This window comes from Mesorhizobium sp. WSM4807, assembly GCF_055811615.1.
Genome location: NZ_JBVVQY010000010.1, coordinates 141,670 through 164,553 on the forward strand (window position 1 = coordinate 141,670; position 22,884 = coordinate 164,553).

The window sequence follows — 22,884 nt, forward strand, 5'->3', positions numbered from 1 at the left end:
ATTTCTATCCCGTGTGGTGGACCTCCTGCAGCCCGTAGACCGGCGTCGCGATGCCCTCGTGCCGTGCTTTCAACTGCAGCGACAGGAACTGCGAATAGTGGCGTGACTGGTGCAGATTGCCGCCATGGAACCAGAGTGCTTCCTGTTGCGTCGGCTTCCACATGTTGCGCTGTTCGCCCTCCCAAGGACCGGGATCCTTGGTGGTGTTCGAGCCGAGACCCCAGCACTTCCCGACCTTGTCGGCGACCTCTTTCGAGATCAGCTCCGCCGCCCAGCCGTTCATCGAACCGTAGCCGGTGGCATAGACGACGACATCGGCCGGCAGTTCGGTGCCGTCGCTGAGCAGGACCGAATGTTCCTTGATCTCGGTCACGTCGACGCCGCTCTTCAGCTTGATGGCGCCGTCGATGATGAGCTGTGAGGCGCCGATATCGATATAGTAGCCGGAACCACGCCTGAGATATTTCATGAACAGGCCGGAGCCGTCTTCGCCCCAGTCGAGCATGAAGCCGGCCCTTTCCAGGCCCTCGTAGAAGGCAGCATCGCGCTCCTTCATTTTTTCGTAGAGCGGAATCTGGAATTCGTGCAGGATCTTGTAGGGCAGGGAGGCGAAGATGAGATCGGCCTTGGCCGTGGTCATGCCGTTTTGCACGGCCTGCTCCGAATAGAGCGCGCCGAGCCCGATATCCATCAGCGTGTCGGATTTGACGATATGGGTGGTCGAGCGCTGCACCATGGTGACCTCGATGCCGGCTTCCCAGAGTGCGGCGCAGATATCGTGCGCGGAATTGTTCGAACCGACGACGACGACCTTCTTGCCAACGTAGCCGTCCGGACCGGGATGTTTGGCAGAATGGTGCTGATCACCCTTGAAATTCTCCATGCCCTTGAACTTCGGGATGTTGGGCCGGCCAGACATGCCGGTGGCCAGCACCAGCTGCGTCGGCTTCAGCGTTATGTCCTTGCCATCGCGATGGACGACGACCGTCCATTCCTTTTTCTCGTCATCATAGGCGGCGCTCTTGGCCTGTGTGGAGGGCCAGTAGTTCAGCTCCATGACCTTGGTGTACATTTCCAGCCAGTCGCCGATCTTGTCCTTGGGCGAGAAGACCGGCCAGTTCCTGGGGAAGTCGATATAGGGCAGATGATCGTACCAGACCGGGTCGTGCAGGCAGAGCGACTTGTAGCGCCTGCGCCAGGAATCGCCGGCACGCTCGTTCTTCTCGACGATGATGGTCGGCACGCCGAGTTGCCTCAGCCGGGCACCGAGCGCGATGCCGCCCTGGCCGCCGCCGATGATCAGCGTGTAGGGCTGACTGACAAAGCCAAGTTCGGCGGCTTCTTTCTCACGCTCCTCTTTCCAGGTCGGCCGGTTTTTTTCCGTGACCATGCTTGGCGCCCAACGGCCGGGCGAAGCCGGCGGGTTCTTCATGACCCTTCAGCTCGACCATGGTGGTGAGCAGCGTCCATATCTTGCCGTTCTTCAGCCTGATATGGCCGAAGCCGCGCGCAACTTCCGTTTCGAAACTGATCCAACCTTCGAGCAGCCCGTCGCTCTCGGTGGCGTCTTCGCCCTTGGCGATCGCCCAGTTCGAAGGTCTTGTCTTCGCCAGCTGGCTCGTCAGCATGTCGTGCACCTGGTCGCGACCTTCCATGGTCTTGATGTTCCAGGTGAAGGTCACCAGGTCGCGCCAGTAGCAGTCTTCCTGAAAGCACCCGACCGCCTTGTCGACGTCGCCGGCGGCAAGCGCTGCGCCGAATTGGTCGAGCAGGTCGGACAGTTTCTCGGCTGGGGCCTTGTCGAGCATCAAATTTCCTCCCGTGAAGTCCTGGTCGTTATCGCGGCTTGCCGGACCCTCCCAGCCCGGTTGACCGGAGTATCGCGGCAAACTGTGCGCCGCGTCACGTCGTCAAATAGTTTGGCGTGGTTTCAATGGCTTATCGGGCCGATCGCGGAGCTTTGTACTGCCGGCGATCGTACCGGAGCGGTGTCTTGTGGCAAAAATAGCTGGCTCGATGCGATGATGGACAACCGGCGCGTCTGATACGGCCGGGTTCAAAGCCTTTTGGCGTCGTGCACATTCGCCGTTGACAGCGGCGCAAAACCAATTCTATTGTCCGCCACCATGAAAACGGCACTCATTCTCGTAGTAGGAAAGCGCGTGGGCAAGGCGGTGTAACCGCCGGGCGAAAACCTCCCATGCGCAGACACAGGCTCCCTCGGGGGCCTTTTTTATTGCCCGAAACACGACTAAACGACCAGCAATCGCCCGATGGCGGACAGTACGGGACCAGACCGATGAGCAGTGGACGGAACGAACGGCGCGAAATGCCAAGAACCGAAATGACTGGCGCCGAAATGGTGGTGCAGGCGCTGAAGGACAATGGCGTCAAGCATGTTTTCGGCTATCCGGGCGGCGCGGTTCTCCCGATCTATGATGAAATCTTCCAACAGGACGAGGTCGAGCACATCCTCGTCCGTCACGAGCAAGGCGCGGGTCATGCGGCGGAGGGCTATGCGCGCTCGACCGGCCAGGCCGGCGTCATGCTGGTGACCTCGGGGCCGGGAGCCACCAACGCGGTGACGCCGTTGCAGGATGCGCTGATGGATTCGATCCCGCTGGTCTGCCTGACCGGTCAGGTGCCGACCTCGCTGATCGGCTCGGACGCGTTCCAGGAGTGCGACACGATCGGCATCACGCGCCCCTGCACCAAACACAATTGGCTGGTGAAGGATGTCAACGAGCTCGCGGCAATCATCCACGAGGCCTTCCACGTCGCGACGACAGGACGCCCCGGTCCGGTCGTCGTCGATATCCCGAAGGACGTGCAGTTCGCCAAGGGCATCTATGTGCCGCCACAGACGGCGCCGCGCACGAGCTATCAGCCTAAGGTCCAGGGCGATCTGGAAAAGATCAAGGCGGCGGTCGAGCTGATGGCCAACGCCAAAAGGCCGATCCTCTATACCGGCGGCGGTGTCATCAATTCCGGCCCGGAAGCCAGCCATTTGCTGCGCGAACTGGTCGACCTAACCGGCTTCCCGATCACCTCGACGCTGATGGGCCTTGGCGCCTATCCGGCTTCGGGCAAGAACTGGATGGGCATGCTCGGCATGCACGGCACCTATGAAGCCAACATGGCGATGCATGATTGCGACGTCATGATCTGCATCGGCGCGCGCTTCGACGACCGCATCACCGGCCGGCTCACCGCGTTCTCGCCGAACTCGAAGAAGATCCATATCGATATCGATCCGTCGTCGATCAACAAGAACGTCCATACCGATGTGCCTATTATCGGCGATGTCGGCCGGGTGCTGGAGGATCTGGTGCGGCTGTGGCGGGCGACCGCCAAGGCCGACAAGAAGGCGCTGCACCCGTGGTGGGAGCAGATCGCGAAATGGCGCGCACGGGATTCGCTTGCCTACAAGATGAACCACGATGTGATCATGCCGCAATATGCCGTCCAGCGGCTCTACGCGCTGACCAAGGACATGGACACCTACATCACCACCGAGGTCGGCCAGCACCAGATGTGGGCGGCGCAGCACTATCATTTCGAGAAGCCGAATCGCTGGATGACCTCCGGCGGGCTCGGCACGATGGGCTACGGCCTGCCCGCGGCGCTCGGCGTGCAGATCGCGCACCCGGATGCGCTGGTCATCGACATTGCCGGCGATGCCTCGGTGCAGATGACGATGCAGGAGATGAGTGCCGCGGTGCAGCACGAAGCGCCAATCAAGATCTTCATCCTCAACAACCAGTATATGGGCATGGTGCGGCAGTGGCAGCAGCTTCTGCACGGCAACCGGCTGTCGCATTCCTACACCGAAGCGATGCCGGATTTCGTCAAGCTTGCCGAAGCCTATGGCGGCTACGGCATCCGCTGCGAGAAGCCGGACGAACTGGACGAAGCGATCAAGGAGATGATTTCGGTGAAGAAGCCGGTGATCTTCGACTGCCGGGTGGCGACGCTTGCCAACTGTTTCCCGATGATCCCGTCGGGCAAGGCGCATAACGAGATGCTTCTGCCGGACGAGGCGACCGACGAGGCGGTGGCCAACGCCATCGACGCCAAAGGCAGGGAACTGGTGTAACGCCTAACGCCCGAGCCGAGGCAGGGCTGTCGGAAGAAGCCGTGCGGAAACAGAAAAACAGTTCAAAAGTTTGAAATCGAGATTCATGTCATGAACGCACAGCTTCAACCGACCGGCTCGGCCTACTTCATCGCCAAGGAAACTGAAAAGCCGGAGACTCACACGCTGTCCGTGCTGGTCGATAATGAGCCGGGCGTGCTTGCCCGGGTCATCGGCCTGTTTTCCGGACGCGGCTACAATATCGAGAGCCTGACGGTCTCCGAAACCGAACATGAGAAGCATCTGTCGCGCATCACCATCGTGACGCGCGGCACGCCGCATGTGCTGGAGCAGATCAAGCACCAGCTCGAGCGCATCGTGCCGGTGCACCGTGTCGTCGATCTCACCGTGCGCTCGCACGAGCTCGGCCAGGAACGGCCGCTGGAGCGGGAACTCGCGCTGGTGAAAGTGGCCGGCACCGGCGAAGGCCGCGTCGAGGCGCTGAGGCTGGCCGATGCCTTCCGCGCCAGCGTCATCGACGCCAACACCGAGCATTTCATCTTCGAGATCACCGGCAAAGGCTCCAAGATCGACCAGTTCATCGCCATCATGAAACCGCTCGGCCTGGTCGAAATCTGCCGCACCGGCGTGGCGGCGTTGAACCGCGGCCCGCAAGGGATGTGATCATCCGGCGCTTTGGGTCCAGTGCTCTGGCACCGCCTGTATCTATTCTGTCGGCTTGATCCTGACCTTCTGGCCCGGCTGCCGCCGCGAGGTGGCCTTTGTGCGTCTGAGGTAAAAGGACAATATTGCTGACCTGCTTGGGAGAAGCCAATGACCCTCGATGCGTTCCTTGCCTTGCTGGTCTATGCCTTCGTGACCTCGATCACGCCGGGTCCGAACAACTTCATGCTTCTGGCTTCCGGCGTGAATTTCGGTTTCGCCAAAACCATTCCGCACATGCTGGGCATCAGCATCGGCTTCCTCGTGCTGTTGCTTGCCGTCGGCTTCGGGCTGGGCGCGGTGCTGACTGCGTTTCCGGTGCTGCACACCGGATTGAAGATCGCGGGCGGCGTCTACCTGCTCTATCTCGCCTCGAAGATCGCCGTGTCGCGTTCGCTCAGCGGCAAGGGCGAGGCCAAATCGCGACCGATGCGGTTCATCGATGCGGCAGCGTTCCAGTGGGTCAATCCCAAGGCGTGGGTGATGGCGATCACCGCCACGGCCGTCTATGCCATTCCGGAGCATCCGTTTCTCTCGGTGGCGTTGATCTCGATAGCCTTCACCGTCGTCAATTTGCCGAGTGTTTCGGTGTGGGCAGGTTTCGGCATGGCGCTGCGCGGTTTTCTGTCGGACCCGGTGCGGCTTAAATGGTTCAACATCGCCATGGGCGTGCTGCTGGCAGCGACGCTGTGGCCGATGCTGCGGTAGCTGACGCTTGTTGTGCACTGCACATTAAATCTTCGTAATGCCGGGTTTTGGCCCTTTTTCGCCTTCGGCGCCCTCTATCTATTCTATTTGGTGAAACCGCGGCACGAGGCTGCGAGTTACGCCAGATGTGACCACCGAACCACGGCGTGTCGGATAAAAGGCCTTTGACGATGCGTGGAAAGATCGTGCTTGCGGTCGCCTGCCTTGTCGCGGCCGGGCTGTACCTTTCGCCCGCGGCGACGGACAAAGTCTGGCAGATGCTGTCAGCGGGCCAGGCGGCGCCTGACAAATCGGCGGCCGCAAATGCAGCACGCTCGACCTCGGTGGTTGCCGCCACCGCTTCGACGGCCGACTTCCCGATCCGGCGCTACGCCATCGGCTTCGTATCCTCCCCCGCCGTAGTCAGCGTCAACGCACGGATCTCGAGCCAGATCACATCGATCGCCGTCAAGGACGGGCAGATGGTGAGGGCTGGCGACCTCCTGTTCTCGCTGGACGATCGCGCGCTGAAGGCGCAACTGGCCCGCGATCAGGCGACGCTCGCCAAGGACCAGGCGCTGCTTGCCAATGCCACGGCCGATCTTGAGCGCGCCAAGAATCTCGTCGCCAAGCAGGCCGGCACGCAGCAGACCTACGACCAGGCGATCGCCGCGCAGAAGTCCGCCGCGGCCACGGTCGATGCCGACAAGGCAACGATCGATGCGGACGAGGTCCAGCTTGGCTTTGCCACGATCACGGCGCCGATTTCCGGCAGGCTGGGTGCGGTCAACGTCGCGATCGGCGATCTCGTCACCACCAGCAACGGCAACAGCACGTCGGCCCCGCTGGTGACCATCACCCAGGTGGACCCGCTGCAGGTGAACTTCAACCTTCCGGAAAGCGATCTTGCCTTGCTGCACAAGGCGCTGGCGGAGCCGCAGGAAGGTGCAGTCACGCTGACCAGGGACGGCGATCCGACGCCGATCGGCAAGGGGACCCTCGATTTCGTCGATTCCAGCGTCGACACCGCCTCCGGCACAATCGCGACGCGGGCCAGCGTGCCCAATGCCGATCTTTCGTTGTGGCCAGGCCAATATGTCAATGTCGTGCTCGATGCCGGCATCATGCCGCAAATGACCTCGGTTCCCACGGTTGCGGTGCAGCCTAGCCAGAAGGGGCCATTCGTCTATGTGATCAAGCCCGACAACACGGTGGAGGTGCGGCCCGTGCAGGTCGCACTGAGCGAAGGCGACAAGAGCGCTATCGGCGAAGGGCTGAAAAGCGGCGAACGTGTCGTCGTCGAGGGCCAGGCAAAGCTGAAGAACGGCTCACCAGTCCACGAAGGCGAGGCCAGTGATCAGGCGTCTCCTAGGGTTGCCGAGGCTGGCAAGGCGGGCGGGACGCGGCCATGATCTCCGAATTCTGCATCCGCAGGCCTGTCGCCACCCTGCTCATGTCCTTTGCGCTCGTGCTGGGCGGGCTGTTCGCTTACAAGTTCCTGCCGGTGGCCGCTCTGCCTAGCGCCGAGTTTCCGGTGGTTAACGTCTCGGCCTCGCTGCCCGGCGCCTCGCCGGAAACCATGGCGACCTCGGTGGCAACGCCGCTGATCAAGCAGTTTACCACCATCGCGGGCATCGATTCGATCTCGACCACCAATTCGCTCGGCTCCACCTCGATCGCCATCCAGTTCGTGCTCAATCGTGATATCGATGCGGCCGCTGCCGACGTGCAGGCGGCGATCGCACGAACGCAGCGGCAATTGCCGCCTGAGATGACCAGCCCGCCGAGTTACCGTAAGGTCAATCCGGCCGATGCGCCGATCCTCCTGATGTCGCTGGTCAGCGACACGGTCCCGCTGACCGATCTCGATGGCTTTGCCGAGAATGTAATCTCGCCGGCGCTGTCGACGATCGAAGGCGTGGCGCAGGTCTCGATCTTCGGCCAGCAGAAATACGCGGTGCGCGTCCAGATCGATCCGACTGCGCTCGCCGCACGCGGCATTTCGATCGACCAGCTGCAGACGGCGATCGCCTCGGCCAATAGCAACACGCCGCTCGGCGTGCTGCAGAACGACAAGCAGCAGCTGACGATCACCGCCAATACGCAGCTGAACAACGCGGCGGGATTTTCCAAAATCATCATAGCCACCAGGAACGGCCGTCCGGTTCGGCTCGGCGAGGTGACCCGCGTCATCGATTCGGTCGAGACCACGACGACGGCCAGCTGGTACGACGGCACCCGCGCGATCATCATGGCCGTGCAGCGCCAGCCCGATGCCAATACCGTCGACGTCGTTGACCGCGTCAAGGCGATGCTGCCGTCCTTCCAGGATCAAATGCCGGCGGCGGCCAGTATCCGGTTGCTCAACGACCGCTCGACTTCGATCCGCGAGGCGGTCGACGACGTGCAGTTCACACTGCTGCTCACCATCGTGCTGGTGGTGATGGTGATCTTCCTGTTCCTGCGCCGGGTATCGGCGACGATCATCCCGGCGGTGGCGGTGCCGATCTCGCTGATCGCCACGCTCGGCGCCATGTTCCTGTTCGGCTTTTCCATCGACAACATCTCGCTGATGGGGCTGACGCTGGCGGTCGGCCTTGTCGTCGATGATGCGATCGTGATGCTGGAGAACATCTTCCGCCACATGGAGGAGGACGGGCTCTCGGCCCTCGAAGCGGCGCTCAAGGGCGCCCGCGAAATCGGCTTCACCATCATCTCGATCTCAATCTCGCTGGTTGCTGTGTTCATCCCCGTGCTTTTGATGGGTGGAGTGATCGGGCGCATCTTCAACGAGTTCGCGGTGGTGGTGACGGTCGCCATCCTTGCGTCGATGTTCGTGTCGCTGACGCTGACGCCGATGCTGTGCTCGCGGCTTTTATCTGTGAAGGCCGAGCGCGAAGCAGCGCAGGGCGAAGGCCACAGGCACAATGTCTTCATGCGGGGCTATGACTGGCTGCTGACGTTTTGCCTGCGGCACAGTTTCGTGGTTTTTCTCGTCTTCGTTGGGACGGCCGCACTGTCGGTCTGGCTGATCCAGACCTCGCCGAAAGGCTTCTTCCCGCAGGAGGATATCGGCCAAATTTCGGTGACGACCACCGCGCGCCAGGACATTTCGTTCGACGCCATGGTGAAGTTGCAGGGGCAAGTGGCCGATGTCTTCACCCATTCACCCTATGTCTCGCATGTAGGGTGGTCGGTAGGCGGCGGAGACAGCGCGCTCAACCAGGGCCGGCTCTATGTGCAATTGAAGGACAAGGACCAGCGCCCCGATATCGACAAGGTGCTCTCGGATCTGCGGCGGCAGCTGGCCAATGTCCCCGGCATCGAAACCTTCATGCAGCCTGTGCAGAATCTGCGGCTCGGCGCGCGCGCTTCGGCCAGCGCCTATCAGCTCGTCGTGCAGGGCCTCGACATCGGCGCGGCGGACGCTTGGGCGCAGAAGCTCACCGATGCGATGGCCGCCGACCTTAGCGCCTTCACCGACGTCACCAATGATTTGCAGAACAACGCCTTGCAGGCGTCGCTGGTGGTCGACCGCGACAAGGCGGCGACGCTCGGCGTTGACACCGATACGTTGCGCTCCAGCCTCTATGGCGGGTTCGGCACCGAGCAGGTGTCGACCATCTTCGGTTCGGCCGACAGCTATGAAGTGATCATGGAACTCGACCCGAGGATCGAGTGGTCGCCAGAAAGGATGCTGGCGATCAAGGTGAGGACGGCCAGCGGCAGCCTGGTGCCGCTCGGCGCCTTCGCTCGTGTCGATCGGACCGCCGGTGCCTTGACCGTCAACCAACTCGGCCAGCTTCCGGCGGTGACCATTTCCTACAATCTGCCGCAAGGCGTCGCGCTCGGCGACAGCGTGAGCCGCATCAATGCGCTGAAGGAAAAGATCGGCATGCCGGCGACGATCTCGACCACTTTTTCGGGCACGGCGAAAACGTTCCAGGATTCGCTTGCCAACCAGGGCCTGCTGATCGGCGGCGCAATCCTGACCATCTACATCGTCCTCGGCATCCTCTACGAGAGCTTCATCCATCCGCTCACCATCCTGACCGGACTTCCGTCCGCGGTGCTCGGCGCGCTTGTTGCGTTGCGGCTTGCGGGGATGGATCTTTCGGTGATCGCTGTCATCGGCATCCTGATGCTGATCGGCATCGTCAAGAAGAACGGCATTATGATGATCGACGTCGCGCTCGAACTCAGGCGCGAGGGGATGTCGCCGCTCGAGTCCATTCACAAGGCCTGCCTGATGCGCTTCCGGCCGATCATGATGACGACGCTGGCGGCGCTGATGGGCACGATCCCGATCGCGCTCGGCACCGGCGCCAGCGCCGAACTGCGCCAGCCGCTCGGCGTGGCAGTGGTCGGCGGCCTCGTCGCTTCGCAAGCGCTGACGCTGTTCGTCACGCCGGTCATCTTTGTCTACATGGAGCATTTTTCCGGCTGGCTTGTCGGGCTGTGGCCGAAGCGCCGGGACGAGCAGCCACCGGTCGAAGCTGTCGACCAGCCGTCGCTGTTCGAGCACGGAGAAGAGTCGCAGGGCGAGCCGCAGAAGGCGGCAGCCGAGTAGAAGTCGATAGGGCTGGCCCAAGCCGTGGCGCTTGCGGTGGAATGCTTGCAGCCGTAATTTACGGCCATGTCCCGTAACCACGACCACGACAACGAGCTTGATCCTTTTGCCGCCCGGGTGCGCGCGCTGGAGACGATCCTCACCCAGAAAGGGCTGATCGATCCGGCCGCGATCGACGTGATCGTCGACACCTATGAGACAAAAATCGGTCCGCGCAACGGCGCCAAGGTGGTGGCGAAGGCGTGGGTCGACCCTGACTTTGCCGCCCGGCTGAAACGCGACGCCACGGCGGCGATCGGTTCGCTCGGCTACACCGGCCGGCAGGGCGAGCACATGCAGGCCGTGTTCAACACGGCGGACACGCACAACCTCATCGTCTGCACGCTGTGCTCCTGCTACCCGTGGTCGGTGCTCGGCCTGCCGCCGGTCTGGTACAAGGCCCCGCCCTATCGTTCGCGCGCGGTCATCGATCCGCGCGGCGTGCTCGAGGAATTCGGGCTGATCTTGCCGGCAACGACAAAGATCCGGGTATGGGATTCTACCGCCGAACTGCGTTACCTGGTCGTGCCGATGCGGCCGAACGGCACCGATGGCTGGAGCGAGGAGCGGCTGGCCGATCTGGTGACGCGCGACGCGATGATCGGCGCCGGACTGGCGCGGGAGCCGGCATGAACGGGCCGCAGGATCTCGGCGGGCAGATGGGGTTCGGGCCGGTCGCACCCGAAAAGGACGAACCCTATTTCCATGCCGAATGGGAAAGACGGGCGCTTGGCGTGACGCTGTGCGCGGGCGCCATGGGCGCCTGGACCATCGACGAGAGCCGGCATGCGCGGGAATCGCTGCATCCCGCCGACTACTATGGCTCCAGCTACTACGAGATCTGGATCAAGGCGCTCGAAACCTTGCTGAAGCGGCATGGTTTTGTCAGCGACCGCGATCTGGCCGCGGGCAAGGCGGTCGACCCTGCCGCAACGCCAAAGCGGGTGCTGAAGGCCGAAAACGTGCCGGCAGTGTTGGCTAAGGGCGGCCCCTGCGACCGGCCGGTTGCCACACCGGCGCGGTTCAAGGCTGGCGACCTCGTGCGGACGAAGAATTTCCATCCGACCGGCCACACAAGGCTGCCGCGCTACGCACGCGGCAAGCAGGGCGCCGTCGAGGCGGTGCGCGATGGTTTTGTCTTCCCCGACACGAATGCGCATGGGCAAGGCGAAAACCCGCAATGGGTCTATACCGTGGTTTTTGACGGCGCGGAGATCTGGGGCGAGGGCGCCGACCCGACGCTGACCGTGTCGATCGACGCCTGGGAGAGCTATCTTGAGCCGGCGTGAGGCGAAGTCAGTCACCGCCACGCTGCCTGCTGGCGTCGATGCGCCGGTGTTCGCAGAGCCATGGCAAGCGGAAGCCTTCGCCATGACGGTTGCGCTGCACGACAAGGGCCTGTTCTCCTGGAGCGAATGGGCAGACGCCTTGTCCGCCGAGGTCAGGAAACCGGGTGTCGCAAGCGATGGCCACGATTATTACGAGCACTGGCTGGCGGCGCTGGAGAATTTGCTGTCGGCCAAAGGCGTTGCCGGCAAGGGCGACGTCGATTCGCTCGCTGCCGCCTGGGAACGCGCCGCGCATTCGACGCCGCATGGCAAGCCGATCCTGCTCGACAACGATCCCGGCCCGACCGAAGGTCGTGGCGGCCCGACCGGCTAGGTCGTGGCGGCTCGACTTCGTTCTCTTTACGTTCCGACCTCTGCCTGATAAATAGCGTCATTGGAGGCGGTGCGGCCCGCTGCCGACGAACTTGATTAGTGGCCGTCGGCCTTGTCTTTCCCTCGCGAATCCGGTCTCTCGCGCTGATGGAATTCTCTCCTCAACAGGACGACGCGCTGAAAGCGGTCGCCACCTGGCTCAAGTCTGGAAAGCCGCAGCTCTTCCGGCTGTTCGGCTATGCCGGCACCGGCAAGACGACGCTGGCGCGCTATTTCGCCGAACATGTCGACGGCCAGGTGCAATTCGCAGCCTTCACCGGCAAGGCGGCGCAGGTGCTGCGTTCCAAGGGCGCGGTCAATGCCCGCACCATCCATTCGCTGATCTACCGGCCGAAGGGCGAGGAATCGGTAGCAGACGAGGTGACCGGCAAGACTTCGATATCGCCGACCTTTTCGCTCAACCGGCAGAGCCCGATCTCGCGGGCCAAGCTCGTGGTCATAGACGAATGTTCGATGGTCGACGAACAGCTCGGCCGCGACCTGATGAGTTTCGGCACGCCGATCCTTGTTCTCGGCGATCCCGGCCAGTTGCCGCCGATCTCGGGCGGCGGCTTCTTCACCGAGCATGAGCCGGATATTCTTCTCACCGAGATCCACCGGCAGGCGCGCGACAACCCGATCATCCGGCTGGCGCTCGACGTGCGCGAGGGGCGCGAATTCATGCGCGGCGACTATGGCACGGCGCAGGTGATCGGCAAGGAAGACGTCACCCAGGAACTGGTGCTGAAGGCGGACCAGGTGCTGGTCGGCACCAACAGGACGCGGCGTCGCTATAATCAGCGGCTGCGCGAGCTGAAGGGGTTCAATGCCGACTTTCCACAAGCGGGCGACAAGCTCGTCTGCCTGCGTAACGACCCTGCCAAGGGATTGCTCAACGGCTCGCTGTGGAAGGTGATGACCTCGTCGCGCGAGACGGTGAAACCCGGCATCAATTTGCTGGTCTCGCCGGAGGAGGACGATCCGGACCGCGGCGTCGCCAAGATCAAGCTGCTCAAGGCAGCGTTCGAGGACCCGGACGCCGACATTCCCTGGCAGCAGAAAAAGCGCTTCGACGATTTCGACTACGGCTACGCGCTGACCGTGCACAAGTCGCAAGGCTCGCAGTGGAACGAGATCGTGCTTTTCGACGAAAGCTGGGCGTTCAAGGAAACCCGTCAGCGCTGGCTCTACACCGCGATCACGCGCGCGGCCGAACGGCTGACGATTGTCAGATAGGCGGATCGAGCCAGGACTGTGACTGCGTCAGCGTGGCGCAAGCGGTCTGGCGCCGAGCCATTCCCAGGCGGATGCTTCGTCCTCTGCCTCGAAATGCCTGATCTCGACGGGCGAGGAAGCAGGCTGCAAGCTCTGTGCGCTGGGTACCCAGTTCGGCTCGCCGACCGCAGCGCAGCGGCCGACATGCTCCACGGCATGGGCAGTGCCCTGTTCAAGCGTTTCGTCCGACACATCGACCCAATCGACGCCATCATGGTCGATCAGGCGCACCAGCACGTCGATTTTCGGGTGCAGCGCGTAAGCCGCCTCCAGCAAACCGAACAGGTTTTCCGCATCGGCCGCCGTGACATGGCCGACGACATCGATGGCGAACAGGTCGTCGCGGTCGGTGTCGATGCGGCGAACCGCCGGCACGGCTTCAAGATAATTCACGGGTCTTCCTCTTGCTGGATATTATACGTCCCTCTGGAACACCGGAAACCCCCTGTCTGTTCCCGCCAAAGGCGGTATAGATGGCCGCAAATACACCCGGACCCGAGAACCCATGCCTGCAAAACTCTCCGTCAATCTCAATGCCATCGCCATGCTGCGCAACCGGCGCGACCTGCCGTGGCCAAGCGTCACCGGGCTCGGACGCATCGCACTTGCCGCGGGCGCGCATGGGCTGACCGTGCATCCGCGGCCCGACGAGCGGCACACCAGGCATTCCGACCTGCCGGAGATCAGGGCATTGATCGACGACGAATTCCCCCAGGCGGAGTTCAACATCGAGGGCTATCCAAGCGAGGATTTCCTGGCGCTTGTTGAAAAGCACCAGCCGGAGCAGGTGACGCTGGTGCCCGACGACCCTGCCCAGGCCACCTCCGACCATGGCTGGAACTTCGCCGCCGAGGCGGCGTTCCTGACACCGATCGTCAAGCGCCTGAAAAAGGGAGGCTTTCGCGTATCGTTGTTTTCCGACCCGGATCCGGCAGGCATGAAGGCCGCGCGCGACACCGGCGCCGACCGGATCGAGCTCTACACGGGTCCATATGGCAGCTATCATTCTGATTCGGTAAAAGCGGCAAAGGAGCTGGAAAGATTGGGAAAAACCGCGGATGCCGCGCTTGCCGCCGGGCTTCAGGTCAATGCCGGCCACGATCTGGTGGTGAGCAACCTGCCGGCATTGGCAAAGCGCATCCCGGCATTGGCCGAAGTGTCGATTGGACATGGGTTGACAGCCGATGCGTTGGAGTATGGCATGGCCGGCACGGTCAAAAGATTTCTGAAGGCCTGTGGGTGGTAGGGATGGAAGCCGCGCTTTGCGGACATGGCAGCCATCACGTTGGGGCACTTGATATTGCATCGCAGCAAGCGTAGAGCACCGCGCGCTTATCGGAGTGTCGTCCATGGCCCTTACCAACAGTGGTAGTGAGGCAGAACCCGTCGAACAATCAAGCCATCCTGAGGTCGAAAAGCACAGCACCAAGGTTTTGATGCTGGGCGCTCTCGGCGTGGTCTATGGCGATATCGGCACCAGCCCGATCTATGCGCTTCGCGAAGCACTGCATGCTTCGTCCGGCACCGATCCGCGCAGTGCCGTTCTGGGCATTCTGTCGCTGATCGTCTGGGCACTGACGATTATCGTGACAATCAAATACGTCGCCTTCGTGCTTCGGGCGGATAACAAGGGTGAAGGCGGTACCCTGTCGCTTATGGCGCTGGCCCGGAAAGCTTATCCGGCTGGTTCCGGCATCATTCTTGCCATTGGTCTCTGCGGAGCCGCACTGTTTTTCGGCGACGCGATCATAACGCCGGCCATCTCGGTGCTTTCAGCGGTGGAAGGGCTGAGCGTCGTGACCCCGGCGTTCGATCCGTACGTGGTTCCCATTACATTGGTGATTCTTGCCGTCTTGTTTGCCGTGCAGCGCTTCGGGACCGGCAGAGTGGCCTCCGTTTTCGGGCCGGTGACGGCGCTCTGGTTTCTGGCGATCGGCATTTTCGGGTTGGTGCATATTCTTGACGATGTCTCGGTACTTCTGGCAATCAACCCCTATTATGCAGTCGTCTACCTTGCCGAAGCCAAAGCGGGTGCATTTCTCACCGTCGGCGCGGTTTTTCTGGCGGTTACCGGTGCTGAAGCGCTTTACGTCGATCTCGGACACTTCGGTCGCCGTCCAATCGTGCTAGCCTGGTTCTGGATCGTCTTCCCCTGCCTGCTGCTCAGCTATTTTGGGCAAGGCGCATTCGTTCTTGCTCACGGGGGGCTGCCCGACAATCCGTTTTTCCAGATGCTGCCAGATTGGGCACTGATACCGATGGTCGGGCTCGCAACAGCAGCGACTGTCATCGCCAGTCAAGCCGTTATCTCCGGGGCGTTTTCGCTGACCAGGCAAGCGGTGCAGCTCAATCTTCTGCCCAGAATCGAAGTTCAGCATACTTCCGAAATGCAACTCGGCCAAATTTACATGCCGCGCGTGAATCTCATTCTCGCGCTCGGCGTAATGCTGTTGGTCGTGGGCTTTGGCAGTTCGAGTTCCCTGGCTTCCGCCTATGGAATTTCGGTGACAGGCGAAATGCTGATGACGACTATTTTGCTGTTCGTGGTGATGCGGTGGCAATGGAAATGGCAGACCGCGCTCGCTGCGGCGCTCGCGCTGCTCTTTGGCACGATAGACACCGGCTTCTTCCTGGCAAATATTGTGAAATTCATGGAAGGCGGATGGGTTTCAATCGCTGTTGCCAGCATCATGGGGCTGATCATGGGGACCTGGATACGCGGGAGTCGCTATCTGTTCGACAAGACGCGCAGGAACGAGATTCCGCTCGATTTCCTTGCCGGCAATTTGTTGAAGAAGAAACCGCAGCTGGTGTCCGGTACGGCCGTGTTCCTGACCAGCGATCCCGTCAGCGCGCCAACCGCGCTGATGCACAGCCTGAAGCACTACAAGGTGCTGCACGAACAGAACGTCATCCTCTCGGTGGTGACGGCGCAGCAGCCCATGGTGCCCGACAGTGACCGGGTCAAGATGGAAACGATCAACGAGCTGTTCATGCGGGTGACGCTGACCTTCGGCTACATGGAGCAGCCCAACATCCCGCGTGCGCTGGCGATCTGCCGCAAGCAGGGCTGGAAGTTCGACATCATGACGACCTCGTTCTTCCTGTCGCGGCGCTCGCTCAAGGCGTCACCCAACTCCGGCATGCCGGTGTGGCAGGACAAGCTGTTCATCGGGTTGGCGCGCACGGCAGCGGATGCGACGGAGTATTTTCAGATCCCGACCGGACGTGTGGTTGAGATCGGAACGCAGGTGGCTATCTAGGGCATGCCGATATTCAGGTGGGGCCGGGCTGCGAACGGCTGATACCTGCGCTTCCGGTGCTCACGTACCCGAAAGTACGCTCCGCTCCGGTTCTCGGAACCCACCATTCTCGACTCGGCCTGACCTGAATCTCGACATGCCCCTGACCACGGCCGACTTCAGCCGGTTAGCGCTGCCTTGTTCGCTTCAAGAAATTGCTTCAGCGATTTCGGCTTCCTGCCTGAAAGTGTCTCGATCGCGTCGGTCACCATGCCGATGCGGCCGGAGCGCGTGTTGGTGTCGAAGGAGGTGACGACGGGGGCAAAACCTTCGGGAACGCCGGCAGCCTTCAGGCCCTCGGTCAAGGCTTCATCCGAAAGCTGAACGACCTCGATGGGCTTGCCGGTGACGTCGGTCACCAGGGCCGCGATCTCGGCGACCGTGTAGGCCTGCGGACCCGTCAGCGTGTATGTGGTGCTTTCAGTATCGCCCGAGGCAAGGCCGGCGGCGATCGCCACGGCCATGTCGTCGCGAGCGCCATGGGCGATGCGGCCGTCGGCCGCCGATGTGTACCACTGCCCCGAGGCAATGGCATGCGGCAGCGACATGAACAGGTTCTCCTGATACCAGCCGTTGCGGAAAATCGTGTAGGGGATGCCGCTCGCCTTTATCGCGTGCTCGGTCCCGTAGTGATCGCCCGCAAACAGCACCGGCGATCCCGGCTCAGGATTGGGCATCGAGGTGTAGAGCAGATGCGAGACACCAGCCTTCTTGGCGGCTGCGACTGCATTCTCGTGCTGCTTGAGGCGCTTGCCCCCAAGGTCGATCTCGCCGGTCGAGATGATCAGGACCCTGCCGGCGCCCTTGAATGCCTCGACGAGCGACGCCGTGTCATCGAAATCGGCTTGCCTGATGGCAACGCCGCGCGTCGCCAAGTCGGCGAGGTTTTCCGGATTACGGGTGGCGGCGATGATGCGTGCGGGCGGAACCTTGAGCGTGTCCAGCAGATGATGGATGACGCCGCGGCCGAGCTGGCCGGAGGCGCCGGTGACGAGAAGGGTTTCGGTCATGGGAAGTCCTGTCGTTGCGCCGGAGCGGCGGGTGCTTATATAAGTCTCAAAAAGAGACCAGCACTAAAATAGGAATTGACCGACCTCCGTAAAGAAGGCAGTTTTGCGGGAGGTAGGCAGGCGCAGGGAACCAGCGATGGACAGCAAAATCGTCGGTCTGAGATCGAAACTCGAGATTTACAAAGCGGGCAGCGGCGGGGGCAACATTGCGGACTGTCCGGTTCGCGATGTGATCCAGGGCATCAGCAACAAATGGAGTTCGCTGTTGATGATGGCGCTGGCCGAAAAGCCGTACCGGTTCGGCGAATTGCGGCGGCTGGTGCCCGACATTTCACAGCGCATGCTCACCCAGACGCTGCACGATTTACAGCGCGACGGTTACGTCCATCGCGAGGTGTTCCCGACCAAGCCGCCGAGCGTCGAATACAGCCTGACCGATCTCGGACGCTCGATGTTCGGACCCCTGCACCAGCTGCTCCAGTGGGCCGAGCTCAATCATGGCGCTGTGCGCGACGCGCGGAACGCATTCGACGCTACCGAGACCTAACCATCAGTGCCGGAGCGGCAACGCCAAGCGCGACGGCTTGATTTGGCGATACCGCTGAAGGATTGTCCGGCTTGGGCGAGAAGATTCGGCGGGCAATGGGCATTTCTCTGGACATCGCGATTGCCGGCGCCGGCCCGGCCGGACTGGCCGCGGCACTCTATCTGAAACGTGCCGGGCATCGGGTCACCGTCTTCGAGCGCTTCGACGAGCCAAAGCCGGTCGGATCCGGGCTGATCCTGCAGCCGACCGGGCTGACGGTGCTTGCCGATCTCGGCCTGCTCGACGACATCCTGGCGCTGGGCAGCCGCATCGACCGTCTGCATGGCGCCGATGCGAAAACCGGCCGCACCGTACTCGACGTCCGCTATGATGCGCAGCGCCGCAGTCGTTTCGGGCTGGCGGTGCACCGGGCGGCCTTGTTCGGCGTGCTTTTCCGTGCCGTTCGGCGCGAGGCGATCGCCATCGAAACCGGCGTCGAGCTCGAGACGCTGGAAACCGGCGAACGGACAACGCTGATCTGCGGCAACGGGCGAAGGACAGGGCCATTCGACCTAATCGTCGGTGCCAGCGGTTCGCGCTCCAAACTGCGGCAGTGTGTGCAGAATCCGGGTGAACCGCGGCCGCTCGCCTATGGCGCGTTCTGGGCGTCGCTCGGCTGGCGCGGCGACGGTTTCGACGAGCACGCCCTGCTGCAGCGCTACGACAGAGCGAGCGTGATGATCGGCGTGCTGCCGATCGGGAGGCCGGAACCCGGCGCTGAGAAGATGGCGGCATTCTTCTGGAGCCTGAAGCCGGCGGACGCAGAGCAGGTAAGGGCAAAGGGTCTCGACGCATGGAAGGCGAGGTTGGTTCGGCTGTGGCCCGAATGCGAGGCGTTCACGCGCCAGATCGACAATTTCGACCAGCTCTCGCTGGCGCGTTACGGCCCTCAAGATGCCGGCCGGAAGGCGATGGGCGGTCATCGGCGATGCCGCGCATTCGACCAGCCCGCAGCTCGGGCGAGGGGCGAACATGGCGCTGCTCGATGCAGCAGCGCTCAATTACGCGCTCATAGGAACGGATCGTGTCGATACTGCGCTCGAGGCCTACGTCCGGGCGCGGCGATGGCATGTCCGGGTGTTTCAGGCGCTGTCGCTGATGCTGACGCCCTTCTACCAGTCGGATTCGACCGTGATGCCGTTCGTCCGCGACTGGCTGGTGGCGTCGGTGGCGAAAATCCCGCCGGCGCCAAACATCCTTGCCTCGATGGTTGCTGGAACCATCGTCGATCCGTTTAGGCGGATCGGTATCAAGGAAGCGCGGTGGCCGCCTCGTTGCGGCGGATGAGTTTCGAAAGGTGCGAACCCTTCGCTTGCAGGAATGCATGAAGGCGCTGTGGATAGTCTGGGGTGACAGCGTCCTTCACCGACTTGCGTTCGTGCAATCCCTTCCGCCAGGCCTCGACAAGCGGCTTTCCGCTCAGGATGCCGAAATCGCCGATCCGATCGAAGGTGTCGAAATAGCGGAAGATTGGTCCATAGACAGCATCGACCAGTGAAAAGCGCTCGCCGGCAAACCATGGCCCAGCTCGGCCAGCCGTCAGTTCCTCTTCGAGACGGTCGAACGTCGCCGACAGACCTTCGCCTTCGGCAAGGAAGGCGGCCTCGGTCGGCGCGGAATAGAATCGACCGATGGCGTTGAGGACGGCCGAGCCAAACTCGACCCACGCGCGGTGCCGGGCCCGGGCCAGCGGGTCGGCAGGGTGAAGTGGGGGCCGTTGCGTTTCCTCGAGGAATTCGAGGATGACCGCCGATTCGAAAATCACCGTTTCCTCGCCATTTTGCTGCACGCGCAGCAGCGGCACCTTGCCGAGCGGCGATATCGCCTTGAACCAGGCCGGCTTGTTGGCGAGATCGATGGTGAGGCGTTCGAACGGCACGTCTTTTTCGGCGAGTGAGATCGCCGCGCGCTGCACATAGGGACAAAGGTGGTGGCTGACGAGAACGAGCTTGTCGGACACCAGGCTGCCCGTCTCCGGGATGTCGGCGATCTTGCAGATTTCATGTTTCATGGCAGTGCCTCCGATATCAATGCAATTGCATTTACATAGATGCATTTGCATCGATCGTCAAGCTTGATGCAATTGCATCTATCGCCTATGCTGCAATCATGACGGAGAAAACCAATCCTTCGCCGGCGGCCATCAAGGCCTGGGCGCGCCTAATGCGCGTTTCGCGCCAGCTGGTGGAAAGAGCTGAAGACGCGCTGAAGGACAGCAACTTACCGCCGCTTGCCTGGTACGACGTGCTGCATGAGCTTGCCGAAGCGGGCGAGGGCGGCTTGCGGCCGTTCCAGCTGATCGAGCGCACATTGTTTGCGCAATACAACGTCTCGCGGCTGCTGGCGCGGCTTGAGGCGGACGGGCTGGTCGAGAGGCTCAGGGTTGCCGATGACGGGCGCGGACAGACGGTCCGCATCACCGGCAAGGGGCGCGAGATGCGCCGCCAGATGTGGGCCGTCTACGGACTGTCGATCGTGGAGCTGGTCGGCGCCAGGCTTTCGGATGATGACCTCGACACCTTGTCGGCTCTGCTTGGGCGGCTGCGTCATCCAGCCGCCCTGGGGTGATGTGGCCTTTGGCGCTGAAGATCGTTGCAGCGACGTCAGACACTTCCCCGGAGGAACGCCAGTGCCGCCAGCACGCCAAGCATGACGCGAACCAGGTTCAGATTGGCCCATTTGACGATCAACGCCCGGGCCTGCGGATTGGTGCCGGCCGCGTCCATCACCTCCAGCAATCGGTTTGTCGGCATCATTGCGATCAGCGTCCATGGCCAGGGCAGGATGATCAACACCGCCCCGACGAGATAGGCGAGACTACCGGTCTGCCACCAGCAACGACACCAAGAACACATGCGATGACGGCTATCGACGTCAAAAAGCGGAGATAGGGCTTGCACCGGGTCCGACAATACGTCATAGACATGCCGAACCGTAACGTACGGTACGGCCCTGGCTGCCGCCGTTATCGAGCAGGAAAACAGCTTGTTGCAGGCAACCGTCGACATCGACACCGGCGAAGCACTGACGGAGCGGCAGAAAGCCGTGCTCGACGCCGCACTTCGCCTGCTGGTCGAGGAGGGCGATCAGTTGACCATGACCGCCGTGGCGCGGCGGGCGAGCTGTTCCAAGGAGACGCTCTACAAATGGTTCGGCGATCGCGACGGGCTGTTGACGGCAACGGTGCAATGGCAGGCCTCCAAGGTGCGGGTGGTGCCGGTCGACGGCAAGGGGCTTACCCTTGCTTCGCTGACGGTGAGCCTCGCACGTTTCGCTTCGAACTGGCTCAAGGTGATTTCGAGCGACACATCGATCGCGCTGAACCGCGTCGCCATTGGCCATGCTGGCTCGGGGAACGACGATCTTGGCGCCATCGTCCTGGAGAACGGCCGCTTCGCGCTGGCCCGGCGCCTGAAGCCGGTGCTGGAGGCCGGCCGGCAGGCCGGGCTTCTCGAGTTCTCGGATGCCGAAGCGGCATTCCGCACCTTTTTCGGGCTGGTCGCCCGTGACGTGCAGGTTCGCCTGCTGCTCGGCGACCGGCTGGAATTGACTGATGCAGCGATCGGCGGCGATGCCGTCCGGGCGACGCAGCAGTTTCTCGCTCTTTATGGAGCAAAAACCGGGCCGCAAGGCCTCTGAATTCAAAACGGGAAGGAAAGAAAAATGCGTGTCTATTACGATCGCGACGCCGATCTCAACCTGATCAAGGGCAAGAAGGTCGCCATCATCGGCTATGGCAGCCAAGGCAGGGCGCATGCGCTCAATCTCAAGGATTCCGGCGTTAAGGACATCGCCATCGGCCTCAAGGCCGGATCGGCAACCGCCCAAAAGGTCGAGGCCGACGGGCTCAAGGTGATGAGCGTGGCGGAGGCCGCCAAATGGGCCGACCTGATGATGATGGCGACGCCAGACGAGCTGCAGGCCGACATCTACAAATCCGAGATCGCGCCGAACATCCGCGACGGCGCGGCGATCGCCTTCGCCCACGGCCTCAACGTGCATTTCGGCCTGATCGAGCCGAAAGCATCGGTCGACGTCGTCATGATCGCGCCGAAGGGGCCTGGCCACACGGTGCGCGGCGAATACCAGAAGGGCGGCGGCGTGCCGTGCCTGGTCGCGGTCAACCAGGACGCTTCGGGCAATGCGCTCGATCTCGCTCTGTCCTACGCTTGCGGTGTCGGCGGCGGCCGTTCGGGCATCATCGAGACCAATTTCCGCGAGGAATGCGAGACCGACCTATTCGGCGAGCAGGTTGTGCTGTGCGGCGGCCTGGTCGAGCTGATCCGCGCCGGTTTCGAGACGCTGGTGGAAGCCGGCTATGCGCCGGAAATGGCCTATTTCGAGTGCCTGCACGAGGTCAAGCTGATCGTCGACCTGATCTATGAGGGCGGCATCGCCAACATGAACTACTCGATCTCGAACACTGCTGAATGGGGCGAATATGTTTCTGGCCCGCGCATCATCACCGCCGACACCAAGGCCGAGATGAAGCGCGTGCTGAAGGATATCCAGACCGGCAAGTTCACCTCGGAATGGATGCAGGAATACCGCGCCGGCATGTCGCGCTTCAAGGGCATCCGCCGCAACAACGACAGCCACCAGATCGAGGAAGTCGGCGCCAAGCTGCGCGCGATGATGCCATGGATTTCCAAGAACAAGCTGGTCGACAAGGCCAAGAACTGATCGAACTCCACGTTCGTTTTCTTGCGCGTCCTCGGGCTTCGCCCTCCGGGCGCGCGGAGATTTCGAAGAACAGGCTGGTCGACAAGGCCAAGAATTAATTCACGATTTTATCAATGCCGAGAAAAACCGGCGGAGCGCTCCGCCGGTTTTTTTAAATCAAAGGCCGTGTGATCTCGCCGGTCTTTGAACAGACGCGGTATTCTCGCCGTCGTGGTATGCATGCGCAGGCATGCG

Annotated in this window: 19 protein-coding genes and 2 pseudogenes; 16 read left to right on the top strand and 5 right to left on the bottom strand. The window is 62.2% G+C overall.

Annotated features, from left to right (window positions below):
- Positions 1-4: 4 nt before the first annotated feature.
- Positions 5-1,808: pseudogene (locus AC0L3N_RS15700) on the bottom strand (NAD(P)-binding domain-containing protein).
- Between the two features lie 491 nt (positions 1,809-2,299).
- Here AC0L3N_RS15700 and AC0L3N_RS15705 point away from each other — a divergent pair.
- The 9 genes from AC0L3N_RS15705 (at position 2,300) to AC0L3N_RS15745 (ending at position 13,030) form a co-directional block, all read left to right on the top strand.
- Positions 2,300-4,096 (top strand): acetolactate synthase 3 large subunit, encoded by a 1,797-nt coding sequence (locus tag AC0L3N_RS15705; protein ID WP_473548437.1) that lies wholly within the window; start codon positions 2,300-2,302, stop codon positions 4,094-4,096.
- 90 nt (positions 4,097-4,186) lie between these two features.
- On the top strand, positions 4,187-4,759 hold the full coding sequence (ilvN, locus tag AC0L3N_RS15710; RefSeq protein ID WP_123151908.1) for an acetolactate synthase small subunit: 573 nt from the start codon (positions 4,187-4,189) through the stop codon (positions 4,757-4,759).
- Positions 4,760-4,909: 150 nt separating this feature from the next.
- Positions 4,910-5,506, top strand: coding sequence for a LysE family translocator (locus AC0L3N_RS15715; protein ID WP_473548439.1), 597 nt, complete (start codon positions 4,910-4,912; stop codon positions 5,504-5,506).
- A gap of 170 nt (positions 5,507-5,676) precedes the next feature.
- Positions 5,677-6,897 carry an efflux RND transporter periplasmic adaptor subunit gene (locus tag AC0L3N_RS15720; RefSeq protein ID WP_473548440.1) on the top strand — a complete coding sequence of 407 codons (1,221 nt, stop codon included), beginning with the start codon at positions 5,677-5,679 and terminating at the stop codon, positions 6,895-6,897.
- Positions 6,894-10,055: an efflux RND transporter permease subunit gene (locus tag AC0L3N_RS15725; protein ID WP_473548441.1), complete on the top strand. Its 3,162-nt coding sequence runs from the start codon at positions 6,894-6,896 to the stop codon at positions 10,053-10,055. Before AC0L3N_RS15720 ends, AC0L3N_RS15725 begins: the two co-directional genes overlap by 4 nt.
- 66 nt (positions 10,056-10,121) lie before the next feature.
- Entirely contained in the window at positions 10,122-10,727 is a 606-nt protein-coding gene (gene nthA, locus AC0L3N_RS15730) for a nitrile hydratase subunit alpha (protein WP_123151904.1), read from the top strand.
- Entirely contained in the window at positions 10,724-11,383 is a 660-nt protein-coding gene (gene nthB / locus AC0L3N_RS15735; RefSeq protein WP_123151903.1) for a nitrile hydratase subunit beta, read from the top strand. The genes nthA and nthB overlap by 4 nt, the downstream gene beginning before the upstream one ends.
- On the top strand, positions 11,370-11,756 hold the full coding sequence (locus AC0L3N_RS15740; protein ID WP_165848851.1) for a nitrile hydratase accessory protein: 387 nt from the start codon (positions 11,370-11,372) through the stop codon (positions 11,754-11,756). Before nthB ends, AC0L3N_RS15740 begins: the two co-directional genes overlap by 14 nt.
- Before the next feature lie 146 nt (positions 11,757-11,902).
- Entirely contained in the window at positions 11,903-13,030 is a 1,128-nt protein-coding gene (locus tag AC0L3N_RS15745; RefSeq protein WP_473548520.1) for an ATP-dependent DNA helicase, read from the top strand.
- A gap of 27 nt (positions 13,031-13,057) precedes the next feature.
- On the opposite strand, the gene AC0L3N_RS15750 is transcribed toward AC0L3N_RS15745, so the two are convergent.
- Positions 13,058-13,462: a SpoIIAA family protein gene (locus AC0L3N_RS15750; protein WP_123151902.1), complete on the bottom strand. Its 405-nt coding sequence runs from the start codon at positions 13,460-13,462 to the stop codon at positions 13,058-13,060.
- 112 nt (positions 13,463-13,574) lie between these two features.
- On the opposite strand from AC0L3N_RS15750, the gene AC0L3N_RS15755 reads away from it, so the two are divergent.
- Both AC0L3N_RS15755 and AC0L3N_RS15760 read left to right on the top strand, forming a co-directional pair.
- On the top strand, positions 13,575-14,315 hold the full coding sequence (locus AC0L3N_RS15755; RefSeq protein WP_473548442.1) for a pyridoxine 5'-phosphate synthase: 741 nt from the start codon (positions 13,575-13,577) through the stop codon (positions 14,313-14,315).
- Positions 14,316-14,418: 103 nt separating this feature from the next.
- A complete protein-coding gene (locus AC0L3N_RS15760; protein ID WP_123151900.1) occupies positions 14,419-16,332 on the top strand; it encodes a potassium transporter Kup in 1,914 nt (637 codons plus the stop codon).
- 158 nt (positions 16,333-16,490) lie between these two features.
- Here the strand turns inward: AC0L3N_RS15760 and AC0L3N_RS15765 are convergent, their stop codons facing one another.
- Positions 16,491-17,381: an SDR family oxidoreductase gene (locus AC0L3N_RS15765; protein WP_473548444.1), complete on the bottom strand. Its 891-nt coding sequence runs from the start codon at positions 17,379-17,381 to the stop codon at positions 16,491-16,493.
- A 136-nt stretch (positions 17,382-17,517) separates the two neighbouring features.
- On the opposite strand from AC0L3N_RS15765, the gene AC0L3N_RS15770 reads away from it, so the two are divergent.
- Both AC0L3N_RS15770 and AC0L3N_RS15775 read left to right on the top strand, forming a co-directional pair.
- Complete coding sequence (locus AC0L3N_RS15770; RefSeq protein WP_029352119.1) at positions 17,518-17,928, top strand: winged helix-turn-helix transcriptional regulator; 411 nt, start codon at positions 17,518-17,520, stop codon at positions 17,926-17,928.
- A gap of 95 nt (positions 17,929-18,023) precedes the next feature.
- Positions 18,024-19,254 (top strand): annotated as a pseudogene (locus AC0L3N_RS15775) (FAD-dependent oxidoreductase).
- Here the strand turns inward: AC0L3N_RS15775 and AC0L3N_RS15780 are convergent.
- The gene (locus AC0L3N_RS15780; RefSeq protein WP_473548445.1) at positions 19,217-19,978 is read right to left on the bottom strand and encodes a glutathione S-transferase family protein; all 762 of its coding nucleotides are present in this window, start codon (positions 19,976-19,978) and stop codon (positions 19,217-19,219) included. The pseudogene AC0L3N_RS15775 and the gene AC0L3N_RS15780 sit on opposite strands and share 38 nt — an antisense overlap.
- Positions 19,979-20,076: 98 nt before the next feature.
- Here AC0L3N_RS15780 and AC0L3N_RS15785 point away from each other — a divergent pair, with 98 nt between their 5' ends.
- Positions 20,077-20,535 (top strand): MarR family winged helix-turn-helix transcriptional regulator, encoded by a 459-nt coding sequence (locus tag AC0L3N_RS15785; RefSeq protein WP_473548446.1) that lies wholly within the window; start codon positions 20,077-20,079, stop codon positions 20,533-20,535.
- Between the two features lie 35 nt (positions 20,536-20,570).
- Here AC0L3N_RS15785 and AC0L3N_RS15790 read toward each other — a convergent pair whose 3' ends face one another.
- Positions 20,571-20,822: an anthrone oxygenase family protein gene (locus tag AC0L3N_RS15790; protein ID WP_473548448.1), complete on the bottom strand. Its 252-nt coding sequence runs from the start codon at positions 20,820-20,822 to the stop codon at positions 20,571-20,573.
- Between the two features lie 133 nt (positions 20,823-20,955).
- Here AC0L3N_RS15790 and AC0L3N_RS15795 point away from each other — a divergent pair, with 133 nt between their 5' ends.
- Positions 20,956-21,606 carry a TetR/AcrR family transcriptional regulator C-terminal domain-containing protein gene (locus AC0L3N_RS15795; RefSeq protein ID WP_473548521.1) on the top strand — a complete coding sequence of 217 codons (651 nt, stop codon included), beginning with the start codon at positions 20,956-20,958 and terminating at the stop codon, positions 21,604-21,606.
- A 24-nt stretch (positions 21,607-21,630) separates the two neighbouring features.
- A complete protein-coding gene (gene ilvC / locus AC0L3N_RS15800; RefSeq protein ID WP_258123577.1) occupies positions 21,631-22,650 on the top strand; it encodes a ketol-acid reductoisomerase in 1,020 nt (339 codons plus the stop codon).
- The last annotated feature ends 234 nt before the right edge of the window (positions 22,651-22,884 follow it).